General features: G+C 64.4%; 18 protein-coding genes. 12 read left to right on the top strand and 6 right to left on the bottom strand.

Going from position 1 to position 25233, the window contains the following annotated elements; translation table 11 throughout:
* The first annotated feature begins 105 nt into the window (after positions 1-105).
* The 8 genes from Q4S41_RS06365 (at position 106) to Q4S41_RS06330 (ending at position 14419) form a co-directional block, all read left to right on the top strand.
* Complete coding sequence (locus tag Q4S41_RS06365; protein ID WP_305030265.1) at positions 106-2502, top strand: erythromycin esterase family protein; 2397 nt, start codon at positions 106-108, stop codon at positions 2500-2502.
* A gap of 16 nt (positions 2503-2518) precedes the next feature.
* Positions 2519-2887 (top strand): BlaI/MecI/CopY family transcriptional regulator, encoded by a 369-nt coding sequence (locus Q4S41_RS06360; protein ID WP_305030264.1) that lies wholly within the window; start codon positions 2519-2521, stop codon positions 2885-2887.
* Between the two features lie 2 nt (positions 2888-2889).
* Positions 2890-4845, top strand: coding sequence for a M56 family metallopeptidase (locus Q4S41_RS06355; protein ID WP_305030263.1), 1956 nt, complete (start codon positions 2890-2892; stop codon positions 4843-4845).
* A gap of 16 nt (positions 4846-4861) precedes the next feature.
* On the top strand, positions 4862-6421 hold the full coding sequence (locus Q4S41_RS06350; protein WP_305030262.1) for a TlpA family protein disulfide reductase: 1560 nt from the start codon (positions 4862-4864) through the stop codon (positions 6419-6421).
* 227 nt (positions 6422-6648) lie between these two features.
* Positions 6649-8736, top strand: coding sequence for a M13 family metallopeptidase (locus tag Q4S41_RS06345; RefSeq protein ID WP_305030261.1), 2088 nt, complete (start codon positions 6649-6651; stop codon positions 8734-8736).
* Between the two features lie 139 nt (positions 8737-8875).
* Positions 8876-10624, top strand: a complete 1749-nt coding sequence (locus Q4S41_RS06340) for a hypothetical protein (protein ID WP_305030260.1) — start codon at positions 8876-8878, stop codon at positions 10622-10624.
* Positions 10625-10736: 112 nt separating this feature from the next.
* Positions 10737-12467 carry a T9SS type A sorting domain-containing protein gene (locus Q4S41_RS06335; RefSeq protein ID WP_305030259.1) on the top strand — a complete coding sequence of 577 codons (1731 nt, stop codon included), beginning with the start codon at positions 10737-10739 and terminating at the stop codon, positions 12465-12467.
* 161 nt (positions 12468-12628) lie between these two features.
* Positions 12629-14419: a hypothetical protein gene (locus tag Q4S41_RS06330; RefSeq protein WP_305030258.1), complete on the top strand. Its 1791-nt coding sequence runs from the start codon at positions 12629-12631 to the stop codon at positions 14417-14419.
* Between the two features lie 87 nt (positions 14420-14506).
* Here Q4S41_RS06330 and Q4S41_RS06325 read toward each other — a convergent pair whose 3' ends face one another.
* From Q4S41_RS06325 to Q4S41_RS06300, 6 genes are all read right to left on the bottom strand, one after another.
* On the bottom strand, positions 14507-15616 hold the full coding sequence (locus Q4S41_RS06325; protein ID WP_305030257.1) for a chorismate mutase: 1110 nt from the start codon (positions 15614-15616) through the stop codon (positions 14507-14509).
* Between the two features lie 148 nt (positions 15617-15764).
* Entirely contained in the window at positions 15765-16610 is an 846-nt protein-coding gene (locus Q4S41_RS06320) for a prephenate dehydrogenase (RefSeq protein ID WP_305030256.1), read from the bottom strand.
* Between the two features lie 78 nt (positions 16611-16688).
* Positions 16689-17921, bottom strand: a complete 1233-nt coding sequence (locus tag Q4S41_RS06315) for a pyridoxal phosphate-dependent aminotransferase (RefSeq protein WP_305030255.1) — start codon at positions 17919-17921, stop codon at positions 16689-16691.
* 5 nt (positions 17922-17926) lie between these two features.
* Entirely contained in the window at positions 17927-18799 is an 873-nt protein-coding gene (locus Q4S41_RS06310; protein WP_305030254.1) for a prephenate dehydratase, read from the bottom strand.
* A 511-nt stretch (positions 18800-19310) separates the two neighbouring features.
* Positions 19311-19847 carry a DUF4833 domain-containing protein gene (locus tag Q4S41_RS06305; protein ID WP_305030253.1) on the bottom strand — a complete coding sequence of 179 codons (537 nt, stop codon included), beginning with the start codon at positions 19845-19847 and terminating at the stop codon, positions 19311-19313.
* 68 nt (positions 19848-19915) lie between these two features.
* Positions 19916-21460 carry a hypothetical protein gene (locus tag Q4S41_RS06300; protein ID WP_305030252.1) on the bottom strand — a complete coding sequence of 515 codons (1545 nt, stop codon included), beginning with the start codon at positions 21458-21460 and terminating at the stop codon, positions 19916-19918.
* A 166-nt stretch (positions 21461-21626) separates the two neighbouring features.
* Between Q4S41_RS06300 and Q4S41_RS06295 the strand changes: the two genes are divergently transcribed.
* From Q4S41_RS06295 to leuD, 4 genes are all read left to right on the top strand, one after another.
* On the top strand, positions 21627-22793 hold the full coding sequence (locus tag Q4S41_RS06295; RefSeq protein WP_305030251.1) for a 2-isopropylmalate synthase: 1167 nt from the start codon (positions 21627-21629) through the stop codon (positions 22791-22793).
* 15 nt (positions 22794-22808) lie between these two features.
* Positions 22809-22985: a hypothetical protein gene (locus Q4S41_RS06290; RefSeq protein ID WP_305030250.1), complete on the top strand. Its 177-nt coding sequence runs from the start codon at positions 22809-22811 to the stop codon at positions 22983-22985.
* Positions 22986-23138: 153 nt separating this feature from the next.
* A complete protein-coding gene (gene leuC / locus Q4S41_RS06285; RefSeq protein ID WP_305030249.1) occupies positions 23139-24533 on the top strand; it encodes a 3-isopropylmalate dehydratase large subunit in 1395 nt (464 codons plus the stop codon).
* 101 nt (positions 24534-24634) lie between these two features.
* Entirely contained in the window at positions 24635-25231 is a 597-nt protein-coding gene (gene leuD, locus Q4S41_RS06280; protein WP_305030248.1) for a 3-isopropylmalate dehydratase small subunit, read from the top strand.
* Positions 25232-25233: the final 2 nt, after the last annotated feature.

The following is a 25233-nucleotide window of genomic DNA, read 5'->3' as shown; positions in this document are numbered from 1 at the left end:
CCGAAGGTGGACTCATTACCCACTATTACGAAATTTTCGTAGAATTACGAAAATTTCGCACAAGCAGTCCATTACCTCGTGATTACCCCGCCGGGCGTTTATTTTTTGAGAAGTAAAAGCGCCGCTGCTCGCCGCTGCGGGGGCCTGCTGGGCTGCTGGCTGGCAGCGGCCCCCGCCGGAATGGCCCAGGCGCGGCTCAACCTGGCTCTGGAACCGGGCGCCAACAGCGGCCACCCCCTGGTGCTGTGGTCGCAGAAGGTGTTTCCCGGCACCACCCTGGCTTTCGATTCCTTGATTTTCCGGCAGGGCAAGGGCAGCCTGCGATTCGACCTGGCACCAGCCGATGAGCCGCCTTACGCCGCCCTGTACACCGCCTTTTCCTACCCCATCGACTCGGTGCGCGGCCGCATTGCGACCGTGAGCGGCTGTATGCGCACGAGTGGGTTTCGGGGCCGGGCCGGGCTGTATGCCTACGCCCACACCCCACCCACGGCGGGCAGCATCGGCCTGGAGCGCGTCGACCAGCTAGATTCGCTGGCCGCCACGACCGATTGGCGCCGTATCGAATTGCGGTTGCCGGTGAAAGCCAGCGCCACGGCTTTCGGCTTGGGGCTGCGTGTGGCCGGCAGTGGCCGCATTTGGTTCGATGATGTGCAGGTACGCCTCGACGGCCGCCTGCTGAGCGACGCGCCGGTGCCCGACACCGAAGCCCTACTCCTCGCTCCGGAAGATGTGCTGACGCCCAACTGGGACTTTGAACGGCTGCCGCCCCCGGCAGCGCGCCCCGAACCGGCGCGCCTGGCTTTGGCCCTCGACAGCCTGCAGCCCCAGCACGGCCGGCGGGCCCTGTGCCTGCGGCCCGGCGCCGGGCGCCCGGGCTCGCCCCCGCCGGCCGCCTACCTGGGCACGTTGCCCATCGATAAAATCAGAGGCAAGACACTGACCGTGAAAGGCCAGTGGCGCACTTTGACCAACACGACTGCGCTGCCGGGTTCGCCGATGTTTACTTATGCACTGCTGGGCGGCGATGGCCGGGCGGGCCGGGTGGCCACCTACGTGGTGGCGCGGCACGCCGTGGCCCCGACGCCCGCTGCGCCGGGGGCGGCATGGGAAGCGTTTTCTTTCAGCGTGCCCGTGCCCGACGATGCGGCGCTGGCAGCGCTGTCGTTGGGGGTGCGGGTGCCCGGACCGGCTCCTTTGCTGCTCGACAACCTGACGTTTACCCTTGACGGCCGGGCCTACGTGCCGGCCCCGCTGCCTCCGGCGCCCGCGCCTACCTCTGCCGAAACGGCTTGGCTACGCAAGGCGGCCACGCCCCTGGCGCCGGCCGCCCCGGAAGCCGACCTGACCGACCTCCGGCCGCTGGGGGAGCTAGTGGGAAGCACCCAGGTGGTGGGGCTGGGCGAAGTGACCCACGGCTCGCGCGACATCTTTCGGATGAAGCGCCGGATTTTCCGCTTCCTAGTAGAGCAAAAGGGGTTCACCGGCTTGGCGCTGGAAGCGCCGCAACCGGCCTGCGCCGCCCTGAATGCCTACATCCAGACCGGCGAGGGCGACCCGGCGGGCCTGCTGCGGGCGCTGGGCGTCTGGAACACGCAGGAAGTGCTGGACCTGGTGCGCTGGATGCGTGCCTATCGCCAGCAGCGGGGCACGAAGCTCTTTTTGGCGGGCATCGACATGCAGGCCCCCGAGCTGGCCCTGGCGCAGCTGCGCCAAACGGCCCGGGCCACCGACGAGTTTGTGCAGCCCCGCCTAGAAGCCCTGGCAGCGGCGGTGGCCCAAATGAGCCGCCCTGGCGGGGAGGAATTCGACTTGCGCCGCCACCCGGACCAGCCCACCGACCCACTCCTGCAAACCGTTCGCCGCCTCGTGGGCGAGCTGCGGGCCGGCCTCGACACCCGTGCCAAGCTCGCGCCAACGGTTTCGGATGCCCGCCAGCTGGCTACCCAGCTGCACTGCCTGCGCTTGCTGGAACAGGGCGCTACTTTCCGGCGCCTGCCGCTTGACCTGGCCGGGCCGTACCGCGACGCCTGCCTGGCCGAAAACGTGACCTGGCTGCGGCAGGACGGCGCGGCCGGCAGTGCGACCAAGCTGGTGGTATGGGCCCACAACGGGCACGTGGCCACAGCGGGCGAGCCGCGGCAGGCCCCCATGGGCCAATGGCTGCGGCAGGGCTTTGGCAAAGGGTACTTTGCGCTGGGCTTCGCGTTTGGACAAGGCAGCTACGCCGCCGAAGGCGGAGCGGGCAGCTTTTACCCCGCCACGGCCCAAGCGCCGCCCCCGGGCGCCTACGAGGCCTGGTTTCAAGCTACTGGCACGTCCTTTCTGCTCGACCTGCGCCGCCCGGCGCTGGAAGAGGCCAACGCGTGGCTTTTCCAGCACCAACTTTTTCGCGACGTCGGCATTCAGGAGCAGCCGCGCAACTTTCGCCCGCACGACTTGCGCGGCGAGTTTGATGCCCTGCTCTATTTAAAAAACTCGACGCCCGCCCGCCACCTCTAACATTTATTCATCTCCCATGGAACGCCTCACCCAACCCGAAGAAGACGCCCTGCGCGTGCTCTGGCCGCTGCCCGCCGGCGGCTTCGTGAAAGACGTGCTCGACCAGCTGCCAGAGCCGCGCCCGCCCTACACCACCCTGGCCAGCACCCTGCGCAACCTGGAGCGCAAGGGCTACGTGCGGGCCGAAAAGCTGGGCAACTCCTACCGCTTCGTGCCCGTGGTGACGGCCGATGACTACCAGCGTCGCTCCCTGGGCACGCTGGTGAAGCAGCACTTCCAGAACTCCTACAAGGAGCTGGTGTCGTTTTTCGCGCAGGACAATAAAATCAGCGCCGAAGAGCTGCAGGAGATTATCAAGCTCATCGAAAGCAAGAAGGAGGAATAGCCATGCTCTCGCCCACCTTGCTGTATTTGCTGAAGGCCAACGGGGCGCTGCTGCTCTTTGCGGCGGCGTATTTTGGGCTGCTGCGCCGGCTCACGTTTTTCGAGCTGAACCGGGCGTACCTGGTATTTGCGCTACTGTTTTCGGCGGTGTACCCGGCCCTGCCGGTGCCGGCGCTGCTACCGCCGGAAGCCGCCGCGCCAGTGGCCGTGGTGCTGATGGATTTTGCCACCACGGCGGCTGTGCCGGCAGCTGATGCGCCGGCGCCCATCGACTGGAACGCCGTGGCGCTGGCCGTGTATGGCGCCGGCGTGGCCGTAGGGCTGGGGCGGCTGCTGATGCAGCTGCTGTCGCTGGCGCGGCTGCGGCGCCGCTCGCGGCCGGCCGTGGTGCTGGGCGTGGCGGTGCGGGCGCTGCCGGGCGATGTTAGCCCATTTTCTTTTGGCTCAACCATCTACCTGAACCCCGGCCGGCACCCGGCAGCCGAACTGGCGGCCGTGCTGCGCCACGAGCAGGTGCACGTGCGGCAGGGCCACACCCTGGATGTGCTGCTGGCCCACGTGGCGCAGGCCGCCGCTTGGTGCAACCCCGCGGCCTGGCTGCTGCGCCGGGCTTTGCTCGACAATCTCGAATACCTGGCCGACCACGCCGCCCTGCAAACCGGCCTCGACCGGCAGGCCTATCAATACAGCCTGCTGCGCCTGAGCCAGGTGCTGCCGGGCCCCGCTCTGGTTTCCCATTTCACCTTTCCAACCCTCAAAAACCGCGTTGTCATGATGAACAAACCGCTTTCTTCGACCGGGCAGTTGGCCCGCTATTTCGTGGCCGGGCCGCTGGTGCTGGCGGCCGCCCTGGGCTTCTCGGGCGCGCGGGCGCAGGGCGCCGGGCCGGCCGTGCCGGTGGCAGCCCAAGCAGCGTCGGCTCAACGAGACCAAGGCCAGGAGGGCGCCACTAATTACCACGCCACTCACTACCTCGACGGCAAGGTGAGTTCCATTGCAGATGAGCTTAAACTCGGCGCTGAAAATGTGGCGTCTATGGTTGCGTTGAAGGGCGATGCCGCCCGCAAAATCTCCGGCAATCCGCAGGACGAGTATGTGATGGTCATGACCTCGAAGCAGAATCAGAACCGCGCCGACGTAATTGCCTTCAACCAGAAGGTGGCCGTGGCCGAAGCCCGCGACAAGCACATCGAAACGGGCCCGGCTGTGAACCCGGCCGACCACCAACTGCCTGACGGCATCAAGTCCTACATTGCCAAAACCTACCCCGGCAGCACTGTCAACGGCTGGTTTATCAGCGACAAGGCATCGGAGAAGGTACCGCATGTGCAATATTACGCCAGCATCACGGCCAGCAACGGCGAGAAGCACAAGCTCTATTTCAATGCCGCTGAGCAACCGGTGACGGCGCTCGCCACGGCCCGGGCGGCGCAGCCCGCGGGGGCCGCCACCGAAACGGGAACCTCGGGCCCGGCGCCCACTCCGGACAAGAAGACGCCGCCCATTGTGTACGTAGATGGCCAGCGCTACACGGGCAGCATGAAGGACCTGGGCCCTAGCAACATCAGCAACATCAGTGTCTTTAAGGGCGACAAGGCCCGTCAGCTCTTCGGTCCCGATGCCGGTGACGGCGTGCTGGTCGTGACCACCAAAGCCAATGAGAACAGCGCCGAAGTGCGCGCCTTCAACGACAAGCTGGGAAGCCCGACTTATGGTGCCGCCCCTGCGGCGGCCGCCGCCCCAGCCCCGGCAACCGCCAGCGTGCCCTACCTGGCCGCCCCGGCCCTGGCCTACCTCACCCAGCACTACCCCGCCGCCCGCCTGCTGGGCGTGACGGAACTGAAGGATGCCAACGGTGGCCCCTCGCGCTACCAGGCCGAGATTGTAATTGGCCGCCGGCCGGGCTACGTCACGTTCGACGGCACGGGCAAGTTCATTTCGGAGTCATACACCCGCTAAGCACCTTTTTTCTGCAATGAAGTACTGGATTTGCCTGCTGGGGGCGGCGCTGGCCGTCGCCCCGGGCTTGGTGTGTGCCCAAAAAGCCGCCCCCAAGGCCGTGCCGGCCACCATTTCGGGCCAGCTCACCGACGCGCCGGACTCGACGGCCATCGCCTTCTTTGAGCCCCAGCCGGGGGTGCCGCTCAGCTTGTTTTTCGCCGACGGGCCCAACGAGGCCCTGGTGCGCGGTGGGCGCTTCAGCTACCGGCTGCGGCACGCCGAAACGGGCTTCGTGCGCCTGGGGGGCAAGTACGTGCCGCACAACCTGCTGTTTGTGGAGCCGGGCGCGCGCCTCAGCTTCACGCTGACGCCGAGTGCGGGCAACGCGCCGGCCACGGTGACGTTTGGCGGCACCAACGCGGCCGGCAACAACCTGCTGGAGCAGGGCAAGCTCTTGAGCGGCGGCCTCGCCAGCGGCGAGCGCATCGGCACGGTGCTGGCCAGTGCGCCCACGGCCACGGCCGTGCTAGCCGCCCTGGAAGCCGAAGCGGCCACGCCCAAGGCCCTGCTGACGGCCGCCCTGCACGAGCACCAAATCAGCCAGCGCTGCTACGAGGTGCTGACGGCCGAAGTGGAGCAGCGTCTGCTTTACTGGTCGGGTATGGCGTTGGCATTCCATCTCAAAGACCCCGCCAAGGCCAACCTGCACTTGCAAATGCCCGAGGCGGAAGCCCGCCAGCTGGCCCAGGCCCTGTGCGCCCGCTACGACCCCACCCTGCCCCGCTACCGCTACTGCGCCCTGGGCAACCTGGCCATTGTGGCGGGGCTGCGCGAGCAGGGCGTACTGCCCGGCCCCGCGCCCACGGCCCGCACCTGGGCCGGCTACACCCCGCAGTTTGCGCAGGTGAGCTCGGGCATGAGCCGCTACGACTACCTGCCGGCCCCCGCGCAAGGCCGGGCCGTGGGCGATATGCTGCTCACGGCGCTGGCCTTTAACGCCATGAGCCCCGCCGATTTTGCCCGGGTGGCGGCCGATTACCGGCGGCTGTTTCCGGCAAGTCCTTACAACCCCATCATCGCCCGGGCGCTGCCCAAGCCGGCCCCAACCGCTGCCAGCGCGGGCCAGAACCAGACCTTCGGCACGCTGGCGCCCGGCGCCCACGCGCTGGCCTTTGCCCCCTCCCCGGGCCTCGACACGGTGCGGACGCTGGCCGGGCTGGTGCGCCAGCAGTTTGCCGGCCGGCCGGTGTTTGTCGATTTCTGGGCCTCGTGGTGCGGGCCGTGCATTGCCGAGTTTCGGCACGAGCCGGGCCTGCACGAGTTTGCCAGCAAAAACGGCATTGAGGTGCTCTACATTTCGGTCGACCAGCCCGGCTTCCGGGAGAAATGGGCGGCGCTGGCGGCCAAAAACAACCTGCGGGGCGCCCACTACCTGGCTTCGCCGGCCGTGCAGGAATCGCTCAAGAAGGTGATTCCCTATCTGCCCACCTACATGATTTTTGACAAGACCGGCCAACTGGTGGAAGCCAGTGCCTACCACCCCAGCGACGGCGAGAAGTTGTACCAGCAGCTGCGCGAGCGGCTGGGGCTGTAGGGGAGAAAATAGTGAGCCGTTTGGAAACGCCTCTCATCCTGAGCGGAGCGAAGGACCTTATCAGGTTTGAAGTAGTTGATTTTACTACAAACCGTTCTAACGCGATAAGGTCCTTCGCTCCGCTCAGGATGACAGGCATTTTCATCATGCCCCACCCCGTGCAATCCGGCGGGCCCTACCAGAGTCTTTGGCGCTACTTTGCGCTTGAAAAACCTGCCCACCTACTCATGAGAAACCTTAGCTCCCTCGGCTTGGCCACGGCGCTGGCCCTGGCCGGCTGCACGAGCACCAAGCCCGCCACCGTGGCCAGCACCGCGCCGGCCGCCACTGCCACCCAAACCTACCCCAAAGGCGTGGGCCTCGACATGGCCGACCTTGACCGCACGGTGAACCCCTGCGACGACTTTTACCAGTTTTCGGGCGGCAACTGGCTGCGGAGCAACCCGGTGCCGAGCTACGCCAGCCGCTGGGGTCCGCGCAACCTGCTCGGCAACCGCATTCAGGACCAGCTGCGCAAGATTCTGGAGGATGCGGCGGCCAACCGCACCGCCGCGCCCGGCTCGAATGCGCAGAAAGTGGGCGACTTTTATGCCGCCGCCATGGACACCGTGGCCATCGACCGGGCCGGCCTGGCGCCGCTGCAGCCGGAGCTAAACCGCGTGGCCAACATCCGCAGCCTGGCCAACCTGCGCACCGAGTTGGTGCATTTCCAGGAGGTGGGCACGGGCGCGTTTTTCAACCTGGGGGTGGACGTGGACGAGAAGAACACCACCCAGTACGCTGTGCAGCTGAGCCAGGGCGGCCTCACGCTGCCCAACCGCGAGTTTTACGTCAAAACCGATGCCCGCACCGAGAAGGTGAAGGCCGCCTACCGCGCCTACATGCAGCAGGTGTTTGAGCTGCTGGGCGCGGCCCCCGTGGCGGCCCAGCTCGACGCGGCCACCGTGGAGCGCATCGAAACGCGCCTGGCCAAGGCCTCCCGCACGCCCGTGGAGCTGCGCGACCCGCAGGCCAACTACAACAAGCTGACCGTGGCGGCCGCCCAGCAGCGCTACCCCGCCCTCGACCCCAAGGGCCTGCTGGCGGGCCTGCGCCTGAGCCGGGCGTCGGAAGTCATCATCGGTCAGCCGGCGTTTTTTGACGAGGTGAACGCCGTGCTGAAGACCGAGCACCTGCCCGACCTGAAGGTGTACCTGCGCTGGCACCTGCTGCGCTCGGTGGCCAGCGCCCTGCCCGCGCCCTACGCCGACGCCGCCTTCCGCTACAGCCAGGCGCTGAGCGGGGCCAAGCAACAAACGCCGCGCTGGAAGCGCATCCAGGCCGCCACCGATAACTACCTTGGCGAGGCTTTTGGGCAGCTGTACGTGGACCAAGCCTTCCCGCCCGCCGCCAAGGCCAAGGCCCTGGAGATGGTGAACAACATCAAGGCCAGCATGGCCGAGCACATCCAGACCAACACCTGGATGAGCGCGCCCACCAAGGCCGAAGCCCTGAAGAAGCTGGCTGCCCTGCGCGTGAAAATCGGCTACCCCGACGTGTGGAAGGACTACTCGGCCTTGCCCATCTCCCGCGAGAGCTACCTGAAGAACCTGCTGGCCGCCCGCCTCTGGGAAAGCCGGCGCGAGGCCGCCCACCTGGGCCAGCCCATCGACCGCAACGAGTGGGGCATGACGCCGCCCACCATCAACGCCTACTACAACCCGCCGATGAACGAAATTGTGTTTCCGGCCGGCTACCTGCAGCCGCCTTTCTTCGACCCCCAGGCCGACGATGCCATCAACTACGGCGCCATTGGCGGGGTGATGGGCCACGAAATGACCCACGGCTTCGACGACCAGGGCCGCCAGTACGACGCCGCGGGCAACCTGCGCGATTGGTGGACGCCGCAGGACGCGGCCGAATTTACGAAGCGCGCTGCCGTGGTAGGCCGCCAGTACAACGCCTTTTCGCCGCTGGACTCCGTGCACGTGAACGGCCAGTTGACGATGGGCGAAAATTTGGCCGATTTCGCCGGCCTCACCGTGGTGTACGGGGCCCTTGAGAAGCAACTACAGCAGCGCTACGGCAACGGTCCGCACCCGCTCTACGACGGCTTCACGCCCGAGCAGCGCTTCTTCTTGAGCTGGGCCCAGCTGCGTCGCTCCAACATCCGGCCCGAGGCCCTGCGCCAGCAAATTGCCACCGACCCGCACTCGCCCGACCAGTACCGCACCCTGGGCCCGCTGATGAATATGCCGCAGTTTCAGCAGGCCTTCGGATGCCAGGAGGGGAGTAAGATGGTGCGGAAGGCAGCTGACCGGGCCGTGATTTGGTAGTTGAGTCAAGAGTTAAAGCGGTTCTCGCGCTGCTTGCGTTTCTTTCGACACGAAAGCCTCGATGGTTGCCATCGGGGCTTTTTGGTGTGGTTATCTTTACACTGACCTTCTACCAATGGCGCGCCTTTTCCTTCTCTTTATGAAGCACTTTTTCTCCTTGATGCGCGGCTGGCCGACGCTTTTTATTCTTTTGGCGCTGGCCGGGCAGGCGGCACGGGCCCAGGCCCCGGCCTGGCAGTCGGCCATTGCCCCAACCCAGGGAGCGGGTAACTACTCCACAGTGTACGGTACCGCAGCGGCGGCCAATGGCGATGTGTACCTGACGGGCATCTTTTTGGGTACGGTCACCTTTGGCAGCACCGCGCTTACTTCTAGCCCGGGTTTTGCCGATGTATTTGTGGCCAAGTGGAGCCCGGCGGCCAATCGTTTCGTGTGGGCCGTGCGGGCCGGGGGTCCCGGCATCGACTACGCCACGGGCGTTGCCGTGGCGGGCAGCAGCGTCTACATCGTGGGCAGTTTCAACGGTGCCACCGCTTCCTTCGGCGGCACCACGCTCACCAACCCCAACCCCAATGCGAGCCGCTCTCCCAGTACCGATGCTTATGTGGCCAAGCTCACCGATATGGGCAGCAGTGGTGCCTTTGCGTGGGCTCTGCAGGCGGGCGGCATTGCCGCCGACGTCGCCAACGCCGTGGCCGTGAATGGCAGCAGCGTGTACGTGGCCGGGTGGTTCGAAAGCCACCCCGCCACCTTTGGCACCCTTTCGCTGAACAACACCAGCCAGAACAGCACTAACGCCTATGTAGCGAAGGTAAACGATGCCGGCGCTACCGCCGGTTTTGTGTGGGCACAGGTAATGGGGGGCCTCATCGGTCCCGATTTAGCCGCAGGACTGGCCGTGCGGGGCGCGGCTGTATATGTGGCCGGCTCTTTTGGCAGCGCCAGCGCCGCCTTCGGCTCCTTGGCTCTGGCCAATGCCGGCGGGGCTACCGGCACTACCGATGCTTTTGTGGCCAAGCTGGTGGATGCCGGTGCCGGCAGCACTTTTGCCTGGGCCCAGCGGGCGGGCGGCAGCGCAAACGACGCGGCCGGCTCGCTGGCCCTGAACGGCCCAGACCTGTACGTGGCCGGAGATTTTGAAGGCGCCAACGCCACGTTTGGCCCGATGGTACTGGCCAGCAACGGCGGCACCGACTGGTTTGTGGCGCGCTTGACAGACGGCGCCAGCAGTGGCTGGGCCTGGGCGCAACGGGGCGGCGGGGCCGGCACCGAGGGCGTGCGCGCCTTGGCGGCGGCAGGCACCGCGGTATACGTCGGCGGATTCTTCCAAGGCACCTACACCTCCATTGGTTCGGCGACCCTGGTCAATTCCGGTTCCTCAAACACGGCCGACCTTTTTGTGGCCCGCTTCACCGATGTCGGCACTTTTGCGTGGGCCCAGCATGCCGGCGGCAACGGCGACGACGCGGCTTTTGCCCTCACCGCGGGCGGCACCAACCTTTACGTAGCCGGCTCGAGTACCCCGCCCGCTGCATTTGGCGGCTTTTCCGTTGCTGCCCCGGCAGGCATGGCCACCGGCTTCCTAGCCTCCCTCACCGACCCCACCCTCACCGCCACCACCGCTGCGAAGGGCACCCTAAGTTTTTCCCTCGCCCCCAACCCGGCCCGCACCGCCACCACCGTGCAGCTGCCCGCCGTGCCAGGCGCCCCCACCGCCACCCTCACCCTGACCGACGCGCTGGGCCGCACCCTGCGCACCGAAACGGTGGCCCTGCCCGCCGGCGGCCTGCGCCACGAGCTGCGCCTGAGCGGCCTCGCCCCCGGCCTCTACGCCGTGCAGGTACGGGCCGGCAGCTTACGTGGCACTCAGCGCTTGGAGGTGGAATAGAAGCCCGGTTCCTTTTTGCCAAAGAAGCCCCGGTGGCGGTGCATCGGGGCTTCTTTGTGCGGCTATATTCGGGCCGGCTTTCTACCAATGGCGGGCCGTCAACTTCCGTTTTATGCAGCACCTTTCTACTTCGATGCGCCGCCCCGTGGCCGGGTTTCTCCTGTTTCTGTTGTGGCTGGCCGGGCCGGCGGCGCGGGCGCAGGCCCCAGCGTGGCAAAGTGCCACTTCCTTCGCTCCGACCAACGCGGCTACCTATACCTCGCTAATAACGGCGACAGCGACCGATGCGGCCGGCAACGTGTACGTGGCGGGGTATTTTACGGGTACGGCAACCTTTGGCAGCACCACCCTCACCAGCGCAGGCAACAGCGACGTGTTCGTGGGCAAATGGGACCCGCGCACCGCGGTGTACATCTGGGTGCAGCGGGTAGGCGGAACGGGCGCTGATGCTGTCAACGGCATTGCCGTGAGCGGCAGTAGCGTGTACCTGACGGGGTATTTCACGGGCGCGGTTTCCTTTGGCAGCATCTCCCTCACGGCGGCTGGCAGCACCGATGCCTTTGTGGCCAAGCTCACCGACGCCGGCCCCAGCGCCGGTTTTGCTTGGGCGCAAGCCGGCGGCGGCACCGGTTCCGACACCGCCAACGCCCTTGCTGTGGGTAACGGCAGCATGTACGTGGCGGGGTATTTCACGGGCACGGCCACCTTCGGCGGCAGTGCTGTCACGGCGGCCGGCAACAGCGATGCCTTTGTGGCCAAGTTCACGGACAACGGCCCCAGCGCCGGTTTTGCCTGGGTGCAGCGCGGCGGCAGCACCCTCGCCGACGTGGGCTACGGCGTGGCCGTGCGCGGCAGCAGCGTGTACCTCTCCGGCTTCCTGAGCAGTAACGCGGCCTTCGGCCCGGTCACACTCGTCGGGGCCGGGGGCAGCGATGCCTTTGTGGCCAAGCTCACCGACGCGGGCAGCAGCGCCGCCTTTGTGTGGGCGCTGGCCGCCGGCGGTCCCAACTCTGACTTCGCCTTTGCGGTGACAGCTGGCCCGGGCAGCAGCCTCTACGTGGTGGGCCGCTTCGACAGCAGCACCGCCAACTTCGGGCCCACCACCCTCACCAACGCCAATCCCACCAGTACCACTGTGGCTGATGCCTTCGTGGCCAAAATAAACGACGCGGGTACCACGGGGGCCTTCGTATGGGCCCAGGCCGCCGGTGGCCCTGCCGCCGACCTTGCTGCGAACTTGGCTGTGAGCGGCGCCAACGTGTATGCCGTGGGCCACTACCAGGGCGCGGCTACCTTCGGCAGCACCACGCTCACCTCTACGGGCAGCGCCAACTCCGACGTGTTCGTGACCAAGCTTGTGGACGCGGGTGCTACCAGTTCCTTTGCCTGGACCCAGACAGGCGGCAGCACGGGCATCGATTTGGGCTACGGCTTGGCCCTGAACGGCAGCACTGTGTACGCAACGGGCAGCCTAGTGGCGCCGGCTACGTTCGGTGCCACCACCGTGTCGGGCAGCTTTGGCGGGGCCGTGGGTTACCTCGCTTCCCTCACCGACCCCACCCTCACCGCCACCACCGCTGCAAATGGCGCCCTAAGTTTCTCCCTGGCCCCCAACCCGGCCCGCACCGCCATCACCGTGCAGCTGCCCGCCGTGCCAGGCGCCCCCACCGCCACCCTCACCCTAACCGACGCGCTGGGCCGCACCCTGCGCACCGAAACGGTGGCCCTGCCCGCCGCCGGCCTGCGCCACGAACTGGCCCTGAGTGGCCTCGCGCCGGGCCTCTACGCCGTGCAGGTGCAGGCCGGCGCGGCCACCGCCACCCAGCGGCTGGTGGTGGACTAACGGCAGGATTCTTGCTCAAACAGGAAGCCCTGGTGCACGACGGCATCAGGGCTTCTTCTTTTGGGCTGCAGCCTTTTGGCCCGCTACCGGGGCTGCGGCTTACTACATAATTCACTCGGTTTGCTCGTCCAGAGCAGGCCCCTTTCCTTCCTTTCTTTTCTATGAAAAACATTTCCATTCCTAACATTGGCCAGTGGCTGGTCGGGTTGTTCTTATTGATGGGGCTGCTGCCGGCGGCGCGGGCGCAGGCCCCGGCCTGGCAAACGGCCGTGGTGACGGACCAGGTTGGCATGCCCCACTTTTCCGAGGTGAGCGCCTCCACCACCGATGCCAGCGGCAACGTGTACCTAGTCGGCCTCTACGCCGGCACCACCTCGTTTGGCGCCACCACCCTCACCGGCACGGGCAGCTTTCCCAACATCTTCGTAGCCAAATGGAGTGCGGCAAGCCAAGGCTTTTTGTGGGCGGTGAAAGCAGGAGGCGACGGTTTCTACGGCAACTATGTCAACAGCATCGCCGTGAGCGGCACCAATGTGTACATCAGCGGCATCGTGAGCGGCAGCGCCACGTTTGGGTCCTTTTTACTTTCGGGAACGAACTACACGACCACGTCATTCATCGCCAAACTGAGCGATGCCGGCACCAGCGCCAGTTTTGGGTGGGTGCAGCCGGGCGTCGGGGCCTCCGCATTAGCCACGAGCGGCACCAGCGTGTACGTGGCGGGCTCCTTCGCCCAAACGCTCACGCTGGGCAGCACGGTGCTGGCCAATGGCAACCAGCTGGGCAATGGCTACGTGGCCAAATTCACCGACACCGGCACGGGCGCCGCCTTTGGGTGGGCCAAGCAATGCGGCTCGTTGGATTTTGGCCGGCTGACGGCGCTGTCCGTGAACGGGACCAACGTGTACGTGACGGGGTATTTCTACAGCAGCACCGCGCCTTTCGACGCCATCACCCTGACCAACATGGCTCCCTTTTCGATTTATAGAGAACCCCGGTGCGATGCCTTTGTGGCCAAGCTGACCGATGCGGGCCCCAGTGCCAGCTTCGTGTGGGCCCAGCAGGTACGGGGCATGGGCCACGACCGAATACTGGCCATGGCGGTGAGCGGCCCGAGCGTGTACGTGGCGGGCTACTACGGCAGCAACTTCACGAGCGCACAGGGCCCCGAGAACCCGCCCGTTTCGCTCGGCACCATTTCCATAGCTAATACGGGCTATTACGATGCCTTTGTGGCCAAAATCACGGATGCGGGCGCCAGCAGCAGCTTTGCCTGGGCCCAGCGCGCCGGCGGCACCGGCATGGATTCGGCCACGGCCGTGACCGTGCGCGGCAACAGCGTGTACGTGGCAGGCGCTTACAACAGTGGCCAAGCCGACTTTGGCGCCACCACGCTCAGCAATGCGGCCGGCACAACGGGGTATTTCCTCCGCGATATATTCCTCACCAAGCTCGTGGATGCGGGTGCCACCAGTAGTTTTGCCTGGGCCCAGCAGGCCGGCGGCGCGGGGGGCGACTATGCCACATCGATGGGCCTCGCGGGCACGAGCATTGTTGTGGCCGGCGCGGTTGGGCCCTCGGCCAGCTTTAGCACGCAGGCCATCAACACAGCCAGCAACCAGAGCACCAATAATCAGGTCGGCTTCCTCGCCTTCCTCCTCGACCCCACCCTGCTGGCCACCGCGGCCGCCCAAGGCAGCCTGCGTTTCTCCCTCGCCCCCAACCCGGCCCGCACCGCCGCCACCGTGCAGCTGCCCGCCGTGCCCGGTGCCCCCACCGCCACCCTCACCCTGACCGATGCCTTGGGCCGCACCCTGCGCACCGAAACCCTGCCCCTGCCTGCCGCCGGCCTGCGCCATGAGCTGGCACTGAACGGCCTCGCGCCAGGCTTTTATGTCCTGCACGTGCGTGCGGGCGACGCCACCGCCACCCGCCAGTTAGCAGTTGAATAATAACTCATCAAGCATAAAAAATGCCCGCTGCGTCACGCATCGGGCATTTTTTATATACTTCAGGCATAAAACGCGCACAAACTACGATTAGCTCCGCTTTTTATACCCTTCCATCACCTTATTCTGGCGGTTGATGGATTCCAAATGTACCGCCGCCAAGTACTGCTCCACAAATTCCCGGGTGAGGCCGACGGACGCACCTTGGCGCTGGGCGCGCTCCAATACCTCGTTGAAGCGGGCCGTTTGCAGGATGGTGATGTCGTTGTCCTTTTTGTACTGGCCAATCTTCTCGGCCACGGCCATGCGGCGGCCCAGCAGCTGCATCATTTCGGCGTCGAGCTGGTTGATTTGCTCGCGCAGGCCGGTAAGAGCCGAAAGAAACTCCTGCTCGTTGGTGGTTTCGTGGCGCCACACCAGGTTTTCGATGAGGTCGCGCAGCACCTCGGGCGTGATTTGCTGCTTGGCGTCGCTCCAGGCGTTGTCCGGGTCGATGTGGCTTTCAATCATGTTGCCGTCGAAGCCCAGGTTGAGGGCCTGCTGGGCCACGGCGGCCAGCGTGTCGCGGCGCCCACAAATGTGGCTGGGGTCGCAGAGCAGCGGCATTTCGGGCAGGCGGCGCTTCATCTCGATGGGCAGGTGCCACATCGGCGCGTTGCGGAAATCGGTGTTGCCGTAGCTCGAAAAGCCCCGGTGAATGAGTCCGATTTGCTTCACGTCGGCTTTCTGGAGGCGCTCCACGGCGCCCACCCACAGCTCCAGCTCGGGGTGGATGGGGTTTTTCACCAGTACCGGCACGTCCACGCCGCGCAGTGCATTGGCAATTTCCTGCACCGAAAACGGGTTGCCGGTGGTGCGGGCGCCCACCCACAGAATATCGATACCGAAGGCCAGGCAGTCTTCCACGTGCTTGGCGGTGGCCACTTCCACGGCCGTGGGCAGGCCCGTCAGCTCGCTGGCTTTCTTGAGCCAGGGCAGGCCCTTGGTGCCCACGCCCTCAAACATGCCGGGCTTGGTGCGCGGCTTCCAGATGCCGGCGCGCAGGGCCTGCACCTTGCCAGTGGCGGCCAGACGCTGGCAGGTTTCGAGCACCTGCTCCTCGGTTTCGGCCGAGCACGGGCCCGAGATGAGAAAGGGCTTATCGTCGGGCTGGCGGTTGAACAGCGCGGATTTCATGGCGGGGATGGCGGATGGATTCATGGGGATTGGTTGGTTATTTGATTTCTGAACGGTCGGTCATGCTGAGCGCAGTCGAAGCATCTCTACCGCGAAATGCAATTATTTACTACTGCAGTAGAGATGCTTCGACTGCGCTCAGCATGACGCACTTGTTATTTTGTTCTAACTGCTAAGGCAGAATCTTCCGAATGTGGTTGGCTTGCTGAATTTGCTGGGTTAGCCCATCATAATCTTCCCGCGCCAGCAGGTCGCGGAAGTGCTGCAATTGATGCAAATGCTCATCGAGCACATCGAGCACGTTCGTGCGGTTTTGGCGGAAGATGGGCACCCACATGGCCGGCGAGCTTTTGGCCAGCCGCACCGTGGAGGCAAAGCCGCCGCTGGCCAAATCGAAGATGCGCTGTTCCTCTTTCTCCTTTTCCAGCACCGTGAGCGCCAGCGCAAACGAGGTGATGTGCGAGATGTGCGACACGTAGGCCGTGTGCAGGTCATGGGCCGCCGCATCGAGGTACAGCAGCCGCATGGGCAGCGCCTGGAATAGTTTTTCGACGAGTAGCACGGCGTCGGCGTCGCTGTGGCCGGTATCGCACAGCACCACCGTTTTGCCATCGAAAAGGCCCTGCACGGCCGCATCCGGCCCCGAATACTCGGTGCCGGCCATAGGGTGCACGGCCACGAAGCGGCCCCGGCGCGGGTGGCCGGCCACCGCGGCCAGCAGCGTACCCTTGGTCGAACCCACATCAATGACCACCTGCTGCGGGCCGGCAGCATCGAGCACGGCGGGCAGCACGGTCAGCATGGCATCCATCGGCACAGCCACCACAATCAAATCGGCCGCCGCCACGGCCGTAGCCAAGTCGGTTTCAATGGCATCGACCAGGCCCAGCTCCAGGGCGCGGCGCGCGTGGACCGGGCTGGCTTCTACGCCAACGAAGCGTTGTGCCAGCCCGTGCTGCCGCAAGCTGAGGGCCAGCGAGCCGCCAATAAGGCCAAGGCCGATGATGGTGACGTTCATTTTGAGAAGGGTTGGGTTTGAAGAGATTAGTAGTCATGCAGAGCGCAACGAAGCATTTCGCTCGTGGCAGCAATTCCGTTACTTGAGCGAGCGAGATGCTTCGCTGCGCTCTGCATGACGGGCTATTTTAGCGTTCTGAACTCTTTCCAGCGCCTCGCGCAGCACGCTTTCCGGCTGGCAGAGGCTGGCGCGCACGTAGCCCAGCCCGTTGCTGCCGAAAATGCCGCCCGGCGTGAGGAACACCCGCGCCTGGGCCAGCACGGCATCGCTCAGGGCGTAACCGTCGGCGTATTCGGCCGGCACGGCGGCCCAGATGAACAGGCCCACCTGGCCCGGCGCCGGCGCGCAGCCCAGGGCCCGCAGCAGCTCCAGCACCAGCGCGCGGCGGGCGCGGTAGGTGGCGTTCAGCTCCCGAAACCAGTCGTCGCCCAGCGCCAGGGCCGCCACCGCCGCCTGCTGCACCGGCAGGAACATGCCCGAATCCATGTTGCTTTTGAAGCGCAGCACGTCGGCAATAATATCGGCCCGGCCGCAGAGCAGGCCCACGCGCCAGCCCGCCATGTTGTGCGATTTGCTGAGCGAGTTTAGCTCCACGGCCACCTCGCGGGCGCCGGGCACGGCCAGCAGGCTCACGGGCGGCGTTTCGTTCAGGATGAAGCCATACGGGTTGTCGTGCACCAGCAGAATTTCGTGGGCTTTGGCAAAGGCCACCAGCCGCGTCAGAAACGCCACATCGGCCGCGGCGCCAGTGGGCATGTGCGGGTAGTTCACCAGCATCATTTTCACCCTGGAAAGGTCGGTTTGTGCTAATGCGTCCAGGTCGGGCAGCCAGCCGGCGGCGGCCGTGAGGTCGTATTCGCGCACTTCGGCGCCACTAATTTCGGCCACGGCGCGGTAGGTCGGGTAGCCGGGGTTGGGGATGAGCACCACGTCGCCGACTTCCAGAAACGTCATGGCGATGTGCATCAGGCCCTCTTTCGAGCCCAATAGCGGCAGGATGTCGCAGGCCGGGTCCAGCGCCACGCCGTAGTGCCGCTGGTAGAACTCGGCCATGGCACCGCGCAGCGCGGGCGTGCCCTGGTAGCCCTGGTAGCCGTGGGCGCCGGGCAGCGCGGCGCTGGCCGCGAGGGCGGCCGTCACGCTGGGGTGCGGCGGCAAATCGGGACTGCCGATGCCGAGGTTGATAATATTGGCGCCGGCTGCGTTGAGGGCTGCCAGTTCGCGCAGCTTGCGCGAGAAGTAGTATTCGCCGGTGTGGGCCAGGCGGCTGGCAACGGGCACTTTTAGCTGATTTTCAAAAGTTGTCGTCATAATTTCTAAGCCAATTGCGGCGTGACTTGGGCATCGGTTGTTTCTGTGGCGGCGGTATTGCCTTGCCCGCGGCGGTAGGCGCCCAGCACCCGCAGCTCCTCCGTCACCGCCGCCAAATCGGCCAGCAACGCCTCCAGCTGGCTTCTTTCCGCAAACTCCACATCGGCATGGAAGCCGTAGTGCCAGGGCTGCCCCGGCCGGGGGCACGACTGCAGCTTGCTCAGGTTCAGGCCGTGCGCGGCCACGCGGCTGAGCACGGCGGCCAGGCTGCCCGGCGCGTGCGGCGCGCAGAAATAGAGCGAAGCCTTATCGGCCAAAGCATCGGGGCGGGCGGTGTCGGCGTGCTCCAGCACCAGGAAACGGGTGTAATTGTGCGGGTCGTCGTGGATGGCGGGCGCCAGAATGTGCAGGCCGAACTGCGCGGCGGCCTGGGCGCCGGCCACCACGGCCACGCCGGGCGTGCGGTTTTCGGCCAGCAGCTGGGCGCTGTGGCCGGTGTCGTCGGTTTCCACCAGCTTCCAGTGCGGGTGGCGGTCGAGGAATTCGCCGCACTGGCGCAGGGCCATGGGGTGCGAGTGCACCTGCCGCACGTCGGTCAGCGCGATGCCGGGCAGGGCCAGCAGGTGCTGATGAATGGGCAGGTACACTTCGCCCGTCACCCGCACGGGGTGGCGCTCCAGCAGCAGGTAGTTGGGCAGAATGCTGCCGGCCAGCGAGTTTTCCATGGCCATCAGCCCGGCCTCGGCGGTGCCGACCACCACGTGGGCCACCACCGCGCCGAAGGTGGCACAGGGCAGCAGCGTCGGCGTCGGGCCGAAGAACTGCCGGGCCGCTACTTCGTGGAAACTTCCCTGAAAACCCTGGATGGAAACGTGCATGGTGGTTAGTTGTCAGTTGTTGGTTGGCCGTTGTTAGTCACTTGTTTTGATTGCCGGCGCTTGAATTCCTGACAACTGACAACTGACAACTAGAATGGGCAATAAAAAAGGGCCTCCGTGTGCGGGGCCCTGGTGATGTTGGCAGCGAGTGGTTAGCTCAGGCAACAGCGGGCCGGCTTCTTCGGGTAGAAGAAGTAATAGCCGTAATAAAAAAACACTTGCTGCGTGGGTACCATGAGCTGAATGGGCATTAAAAAAGCGCCTTCCCGATGAACGAGCGGCGCTGGATTGGCTTGAGGATTAGCTACAAACGGCGGCTCGTTCTACGCGGTGGCGTAGAAGTAATAATAGCCAAAGAAGGTGCGCGTCTGGAACATGGCGGAGTGCGTTAGCGGCTGCAAGGTAGGCACGCCCGGCAGAAATCCAAATGAAGCCGATTATTAGCGGGAGTTTCCTTTTGCTTCACAACTCGGCTTTTGCGCTTTTGCTACTCGCGGACTAAAAGTCCGCGCTACAGCGTTACCCGCTCCACCAGCGGCTGGCGGGTGGCGGTGCTTATGCCTTTGAACTCGATGTATTTCACATTCGGCACCCAGAACGTGCCGCCCTCGATGCGCAGAAACACGCGCTCCAACTGCAGCTGCTTGCCGCCGATGGTGGTGTAGACGTGAAAGGCCTTGTCGGTGGGCGAGCGCAGCAGGTAGAACCGGACCTTGTTGTAGGCCGCAAATTTCAGCTCGTACTTATCCGTGGCCAGCTTTTCGGCGGTGAGGCCGTAGGCAAATTTGCGCTGAATGAAGTTCAACTCCTTGCGCTCGCCGTGCTCGTCGTAGCGCAGCCAGAACACGTTCACGGGCTCCTCCTCATCGAGGCGCCCCGAGCGGTCCACGTTCAGTTGGTAGATGACGGTGTTGGTATTGGGGTCGCGTTGCAGGTAGAACAGTTGGTTGGCCACGCCGCTCGGCACCGGGAAGACGGTGGCGGGCTTCTGAGCGGGCAGCAGGGCAACGAGGAAGTTGAAAAGCAGCAGGAAAGTCGTTGCCGACATCGGTTTTCGGGGGTGGTAGATGAAGCCGCAAAGGTACCGTAGCGTGGACTCGCAGAGTCCACGCTACATCACTTCATTAGCAGAAACTTCTGCTTCATCACGTCCTGCACCGACACGTTGGAAATCTTGCTTTCGAGCCAGGAAATGATGTCCAGGTAAAGGAAGGGGCGGCTTTCGTAGGGGTTGGCGGCGATGATTTGCAGCTTCTCTTTGAGGGCGATGAACGCCTCGCGCACCTGCGGCGGGGCGATGCTGCCCAGCTGCCGCAGAAACCGGAAAATCTCGACCTGCATGGGCTGCTGCTCGTCCATCTTGCCCAGAAAATGGTACACCGAGCGAATCTGGTACTCCAGGCTGGCGTCGTCACCGGCTTCGTAGTGGGCAATGAGGTTGAGGATGCGGGCGAAGCACTGCAAATCTTCCCGCAAGCTCAAATCCCGGTGCTGAATAATGAGGTTGAGGTACTCAATGGCTTTCCCATATTCGCCGCTGCCGAAGTAGAGGCTGGCGATTTTGTAGTAAAATACCAGCGTGCGGTGCATGTCGAGCTGGCCCTTGAAGTGCTCCAGCTGCTCCAGCAGCTCCGGGATAATGCCCAGGCCCTCCGTGAAGCGGCCTTCGAGGAAATAGGCGTTGATGCGGTTGGTGTAGAGGTACTGGAAGAGCAGGATTTCGGTGTTGGGACTGCTGCGCCGGGTCTGGCTGGCGGCGAAGTCCTCCAGCGTGCGCAGCACCTGTACAAACCTACTGTAGTACAACATGTTGTAGAGCGAGGCCAGCAAATTGTGCAGGCCCTTGATGTAGAGCATGGTTTGCAGCTCCTTCATGGCCGGCGCGGCCTCGAATAAGTCGACCCACTTCTGGGCGTGGCGGTAGCCGGCCCGAAAATCCTGGTTGAGCGTGTGGTACCACACGTGCGCCTGGTAGAAATACAGCTTCTCAAAAAAGCCCGCCGTGCGCTCCTCAATCGCCGGCAGGTTGTCCTTAAAAAACGCTTTGATGCGCTCGTGGTCGGCGCGGTTGCGGGCGTGGCCGGCCTTCAGGTACAGCCCGTAGAGGCGCAGGGCGGCGTTGCTGAGCGCATGCTGGCTGGTCAGGTGCGCCACAGTGTCCACGGCTTCGGTGGTGAGGGTTTCGGCGCGGTCCTTCAGGCTGCGCGTGATGTACTGGCTTTCGATGAGCTTCTCAAAATCGAGCGCCAGCAGCACGATGTGCGGCATTTCAGCCTGCCGGGCCTGCTGTTTCACCCGTTCCAGCATGCGCAGGGCTTGCTGGTAGAAGCCCTTATTATAGAGCACCCGGGCGTAGTCGAGTTGCTCGTGCAGCTGAATATCCGGGTTTTGGCCGGCGTGGTACACCCGCAGGCTGGCCAGCAGCTGCCGGTAGAGGTTGGCCTTGAGGTTAGCCAGCTGCACTCGCTTGAGGGCGGGCACCTGGGCCAGCACCTGGGCTTCGTCGTAAGTTTCCTGGGCGTCGAGGGCGTCGAAAAGCTGCAGAAACTTCAGGTCCTCGGTAGCGCCCGGCCGGTTGGTGAACAGCCGGAAATGCCGCTTTTCCGAGCGAGTCAGGGATTTAATTAGTTGAAAAACGGGCTCCGAACTTCTGCTGGGCATTGTAATAGCGCATTGCGCAATATCTTAATCAACAACCTATTGCCAATTAAAAGACAACGGTTAGAAATAGTAGAAACACCAAAAAGACGATTTTCTCGCCACCCCGCACGCCGCTACTTACGCCTGCATTCATATCCCGCGCCCGGCTGGTCCGGGCGATTGTAGCATGGCCATTCAGCAAATTCAAATCTTCGATACTACGCTCCGCGACGGCGAACAGGTGCCGGGCTGCAAGCTAAACAGAGAAGAGAAGCTTCTCATTGCCCGGCAGCTCGAAGAGCTGGGCGTCGATGTAATTGAGGCCGGTTTTCCGGTGTCGAGCCCCGGCGATTTTGCCGCCGTGCAGGCCATTGCAGCCCAAACCCGCGATGCCACCGTGTGCGGCCTCTCGCGGGCCGTGGAAAACGATATCCGCACCGCCGCCGAAGCCCTGCGCCCGGCCCGCTACCCGCGCATTCACACCGGCATCGGCACGTCCGATATTCACGTGCTACACAAGCTCTGCACCACGCGGGAGGACGTGCTGGCCCGCGCCATCGCGGCCGTGAAGCTGGCCAAATCCTTCGTGGAAGACGTCGAGTTTTACGCCGAAGACGCCGGCCGCACCGACAACGAATTTCTGGCCCGCGTGTGCGAGGCCGCCATCAAGGCCGGCGCCACCGTGCTCAACATTCCCGATACCACCGGCTACTGCCTGCCCCAGGAATACGGCGCCAAAATCAAGTACCTCTACGAAAACGTGACGGGCATCCACAACGTGCGCCTTTCCACGCATTGCCACAACGACCTCGGCCTGGCCACCGCCAACTCCATCGCGGGCGTGATGAACGGGGCGCTGCAGATTGAATGCACGATAAACGGCGTGGGCGAGCGCGCCGGCAATACGGCTCTGGAGGAAGTGGTGATGATTCTGCGCCAGCACCCCTACCTCAACCTGCACACCAACATCAACACCCGCCTGCTGGCCGAAACCTCGGCCATGGTGGCCCACCTGATGACCATGCCCGTGCAGCCCAACAAGGCCATTGTGGGCGCCAACGCCTTCTCGCACAGCAGCGGCATCCACCAGGACGGCATCATCAAGCACCGCGAAACCTACGAAATCATCGACCCCCGGGAAGTGGGCGTGGCCGATTCGTCCATCGTGCTCACGGCCCGCTCGGGCCGGGCCGCCCTCGCCTACCGCCTCCAGAAATTGGGCTACGATTTCGAAAAGCCCGAGCTGAACAAGGCCTACGCCAGCTTCCTCCAGCTCGCCGACCGCCAGCGCGAAGTGATTGACGACGACCTACACATACTGGTTGAACAGGAAAAACTTGTAACTACTAATTAACTAAAAATTAACATTATGACTACCCAGGAAAAGCCTTACACCAGCCTCGCGGCTGCCGTCGAAAGCCACCAGCCCGAACAACCGGCGTCGCTCCCCCAGCGCTGCGCCGACTGGATTAGCTACGCCGTGGCCGTGGTTCAGCAAGCAGCACCCACCAATGGAGCCGGCTACTCCTCCGATTCTGACCACTAAACAACGTCCTGCAGAGCGCAGCGAAGCATCTCGCGTGTGGCACGTGGGCACTCGCGTGTGGCACGTGGGCAGTAAATTAACTGATTTAGTGGTGGCGTGCAAGATGCCTCGCTGCGCTCTGCAGGACCATCTGACAAATCAATTCCCCTTCCAATGGCCAAGTCCTTATTCGATAAAATCTGGGATGCGCACGTGGTTCAACCCGCGCCTGGCGGCCTGGATATCGTGTATATCGACCGGCACCTCATCCACGAGGTGACCAGCCCGCAAGCGTTCGACGAGCTCGAAGCCCGCGACCTGCCGCTTTTCCGCCCGGCGCGCATTCTCGCCACGGCCGACCACAATGTACCCACCCGCAACCAGCACCTGCCCATAGCGGAGCCGCTGAGCCGCTCGCAGGTAGATAAACTGACCGCCAACTGCGCCAAGTACGGCGTGGAGCTTTATGGCCTGGGCCACGCCCGCCAGGGCATTGTGCACGTGATTGGGCCGGAGTTGGGACTCACGCTGCCCGGCACCACCATTGTGTGCGGCGACAGCCACACCTCCACGCACGGCGCGTTCGGGGCGGTGGCCTTCGGCATCGGCACCAGCCAGGTGGCGCAGGTGATGGCCACGCAGTGCCTGCTGCTGAGCCGCCCCCGGCGCATGCGCATTTCGGTAGACGGTGAGCTGCGGGCCGGCGTCACGGCCAAAGATTTGATTCTCTATGTGATTGCGCAGCTCGGCACCGGCGGCGCTACGGGATACTTCGTGGAATACGCCGGCCGCGCCGTGCGCAGCCTGAGCATGGAAGGCCGCATGACGGTCTGCAACATGAGCATTGAGATGGGGGCGCGCGGCGGCCTCATCGCGCCCGACGATACGACTTTCGCTTACGTGAAGGGCCGCCCCTACGCCCCCAAAGAAGCCGCTTGGGAGCAGGCCGTGGCTTACTGGCACACGCTGTTTTCGGACGAGGACACAGTTTTTGACGCCGAGCACCGCTTCGATGCCGCCGCCATCACGCCGATGATAACCTACGGCACCAACCCCGGCATGGGCATGGCGCTGAATGGCCACATCCCCCGCGAGGTGCCGGCCAGTGAAGCCGAAAGCTTTGATAAATCATTGCAGTACATGGGTTTCCAGCGGGGCGAGTCATTGCTGGGCAAGGAAATCAACTACGTATTCATCGGCAGCTGCACCAACTCGCGCATCGAGGATTTGCGGGCCGTGGCGGCCTACGTGCGCGGCAAGCAGAAAGCCGGCCACGTCGAGGCCATCATTGTGCCCGGCTCGAAGCAGGTGGAGCAGCAAGCCATTGCCGAGGGCCTGGACCGGATTCTGGCCGCCGCCGGCTTCGAGCTGCGCGAGCCCGGCTGCAGCGCCTGCCTGGCCATGAACGAGGACAAAATCCCCGCCGGCGCCTACTGCGTGGCTACTTCGAACCGCAATTTCGAGGGGCGGCAGGGACCGGGCTCGCGCACGCTGCTGGCAAGCCCGCTGGTGGCGGCCATCACGGCGGTGCAAGGCCGGATTGTGGACATCACGCAGTATTTGAATTGATTAACGGTCATGCAGAGCGCAGCGAAGCATCTCGCGTGCTTTAACTAATTACTATCCCAAGCGAGATGCTTCGCTGCGCTCTGCATGACGTTCTAACCGTAATGGAAAAATTCCAGACCCTCTATTCCGCCGCCGTGCCGCTGCCGCTCGAAAACATCGATACGGACCAGATTATCCCGGCCCGTTTCCTGAAGGCGACGACGCGCGAAGGCTTTGGCGAGAACCTGTTTTGCGACTGGCGCCGCAACCCGGACGGCTCGCCCAAGCCGGAGTTCGTGCTGAACGACCCAAAATTCAATGGCCAGATTCTGCTGGCGGGCCAGAATTTCGGCTGCGGCTCCAGCCGCGAGCACGCCGCCTGGGCGCTGTACGACGCCGGTTTTCGGGTGGTGATTTCGAGCTACTTCGCCGATATTTTCCGGGGCAACGCGCTGAATAGCGGCCTGCTACCCCTGCAAGTGACGGATGCTGAACTGGCCCGGCTTTTTGCGCTGGTGGAGCAGGACGCCGCCACCCAATTCGTGGTGAACCTGCCGGAGCAGACGCTGCACGTGCCCGCCACCGGCGACAGCTTTCACTTCGCCATCGACGCCTACAAGAAGGAATGCCTGATTAACGGCTACGACGACATTGACTATTTGGTGAGTCAGAAACCCGCCATCGAAGCCTACGAACAAACCCGAACCTGGACCTGGTAAAT

It is taken from the genome of Hymenobacter convexus (assembly GCF_030580955.1).
Classification (GTDB): Bacteria; Bacteroidota; Bacteroidia; order Cytophagales; family Hymenobacteraceae; genus Hymenobacter.
Note: the sequence above shows the minus strand (reverse complement) of the source record. Positions and strands in the feature narration are given on the sequence as shown.

Bases quoted from the DNA above. Each gene is read 5' to 3' on its own strand.
- Q4S41_RS06325 (WP_305030257.1), bottom strand. From the start codon at position 15,616: ATGAATCCATCCGCCATCCCCGCCATGAAATCCGCGCTGTTCAACCGC.
- Q4S41_RS06360 (WP_305030264.1), top strand. From the start codon at position 2,519: ATGGAACGCCTCACCCAACCCGAAGAAGACGCCCTGCGCGTGCTCTGG.
- Q4S41_RS06320 (WP_305030256.1), bottom strand. From the start codon at position 16,610: ATGAACGTCACCATCATCGGCCTTGGCCTTATTGGCGGCTCGCTGGCC.
- Q4S41_RS06340 (WP_305030260.1), top strand. From the start codon at position 8,876: ATGAAGCACTTTTTCTCCTTGATGCGCGGCTGGCCGACGCTTTTTATT.
- Q4S41_RS06310 (WP_305030254.1), bottom strand. From the start codon at position 18,799: ATGCACGTTTCCATCCAGGGTTTTCAGGGAAGTTTCCACGAAGTAGCG.
- Q4S41_RS06300 (WP_305030252.1), bottom strand. From the start codon at position 21,460: ATGCCCAGCAGAAGTTCGGAGCCCGTTTTTCAACTAATTAAATCCCTG.
- Q4S41_RS06290 (WP_305030250.1), top strand. From the start codon at position 22,809: ATGACTACCCAGGAAAAGCCTTACACCAGCCTCGCGGCTGCCGTCGAA.
- Q4S41_RS06315 (WP_305030255.1), bottom strand. From the start codon at position 17,921: ATGACGACAACTTTTGAAAATCAGCTAAAAGTGCCCGTTGCCAGCCGC.
- Q4S41_RS06355 (WP_305030263.1), top strand. From the start codon at position 2,890: ATGCTCTCGCCCACCTTGCTGTATTTGCTGAAGGCCAACGGGGCGCTG.
- Q4S41_RS06305 (WP_305030253.1), bottom strand. From the start codon at position 19,847: ATGTCGGCAACGACTTTCCTGCTGCTTTTCAACTTCCTCGTTGCCCTG.
- Q4S41_RS06335 (WP_305030259.1), top strand. From the start codon at position 10,737: ATGCAGCACCTTTCTACTTCGATGCGCCGCCCCGTGGCCGGGTTTCTC.
- Q4S41_RS06345 (WP_305030261.1), top strand. From the start codon at position 6,649: ATGAGAAACCTTAGCTCCCTCGGCTTGGCCACGGCGCTGGCCCTGGCC.
- leuD (WP_305030248.1), top strand. From the start codon at position 24,635: ATGGAAAAATTCCAGACCCTCTATTCCGCCGCCGTGCCGCTGCCGCTC.
- leuC (WP_305030249.1), top strand. From the start codon at position 23,139: ATGGCCAAGTCCTTATTCGATAAAATCTGGGATGCGCACGTGGTTCAA.
- Q4S41_RS06350 (WP_305030262.1), top strand. From the start codon at position 4,862: ATGAAGTACTGGATTTGCCTGCTGGGGGCGGCGCTGGCCGTCGCCCCG.
- Q4S41_RS06330 (WP_305030258.1), top strand. From the start codon at position 12,629: ATGAAAAACATTTCCATTCCTAACATTGGCCAGTGGCTGGTCGGGTTG.
- Q4S41_RS06295 (WP_305030251.1), top strand. From the start codon at position 21,627: ATGGCCATTCAGCAAATTCAAATCTTCGATACTACGCTCCGCGACGGC.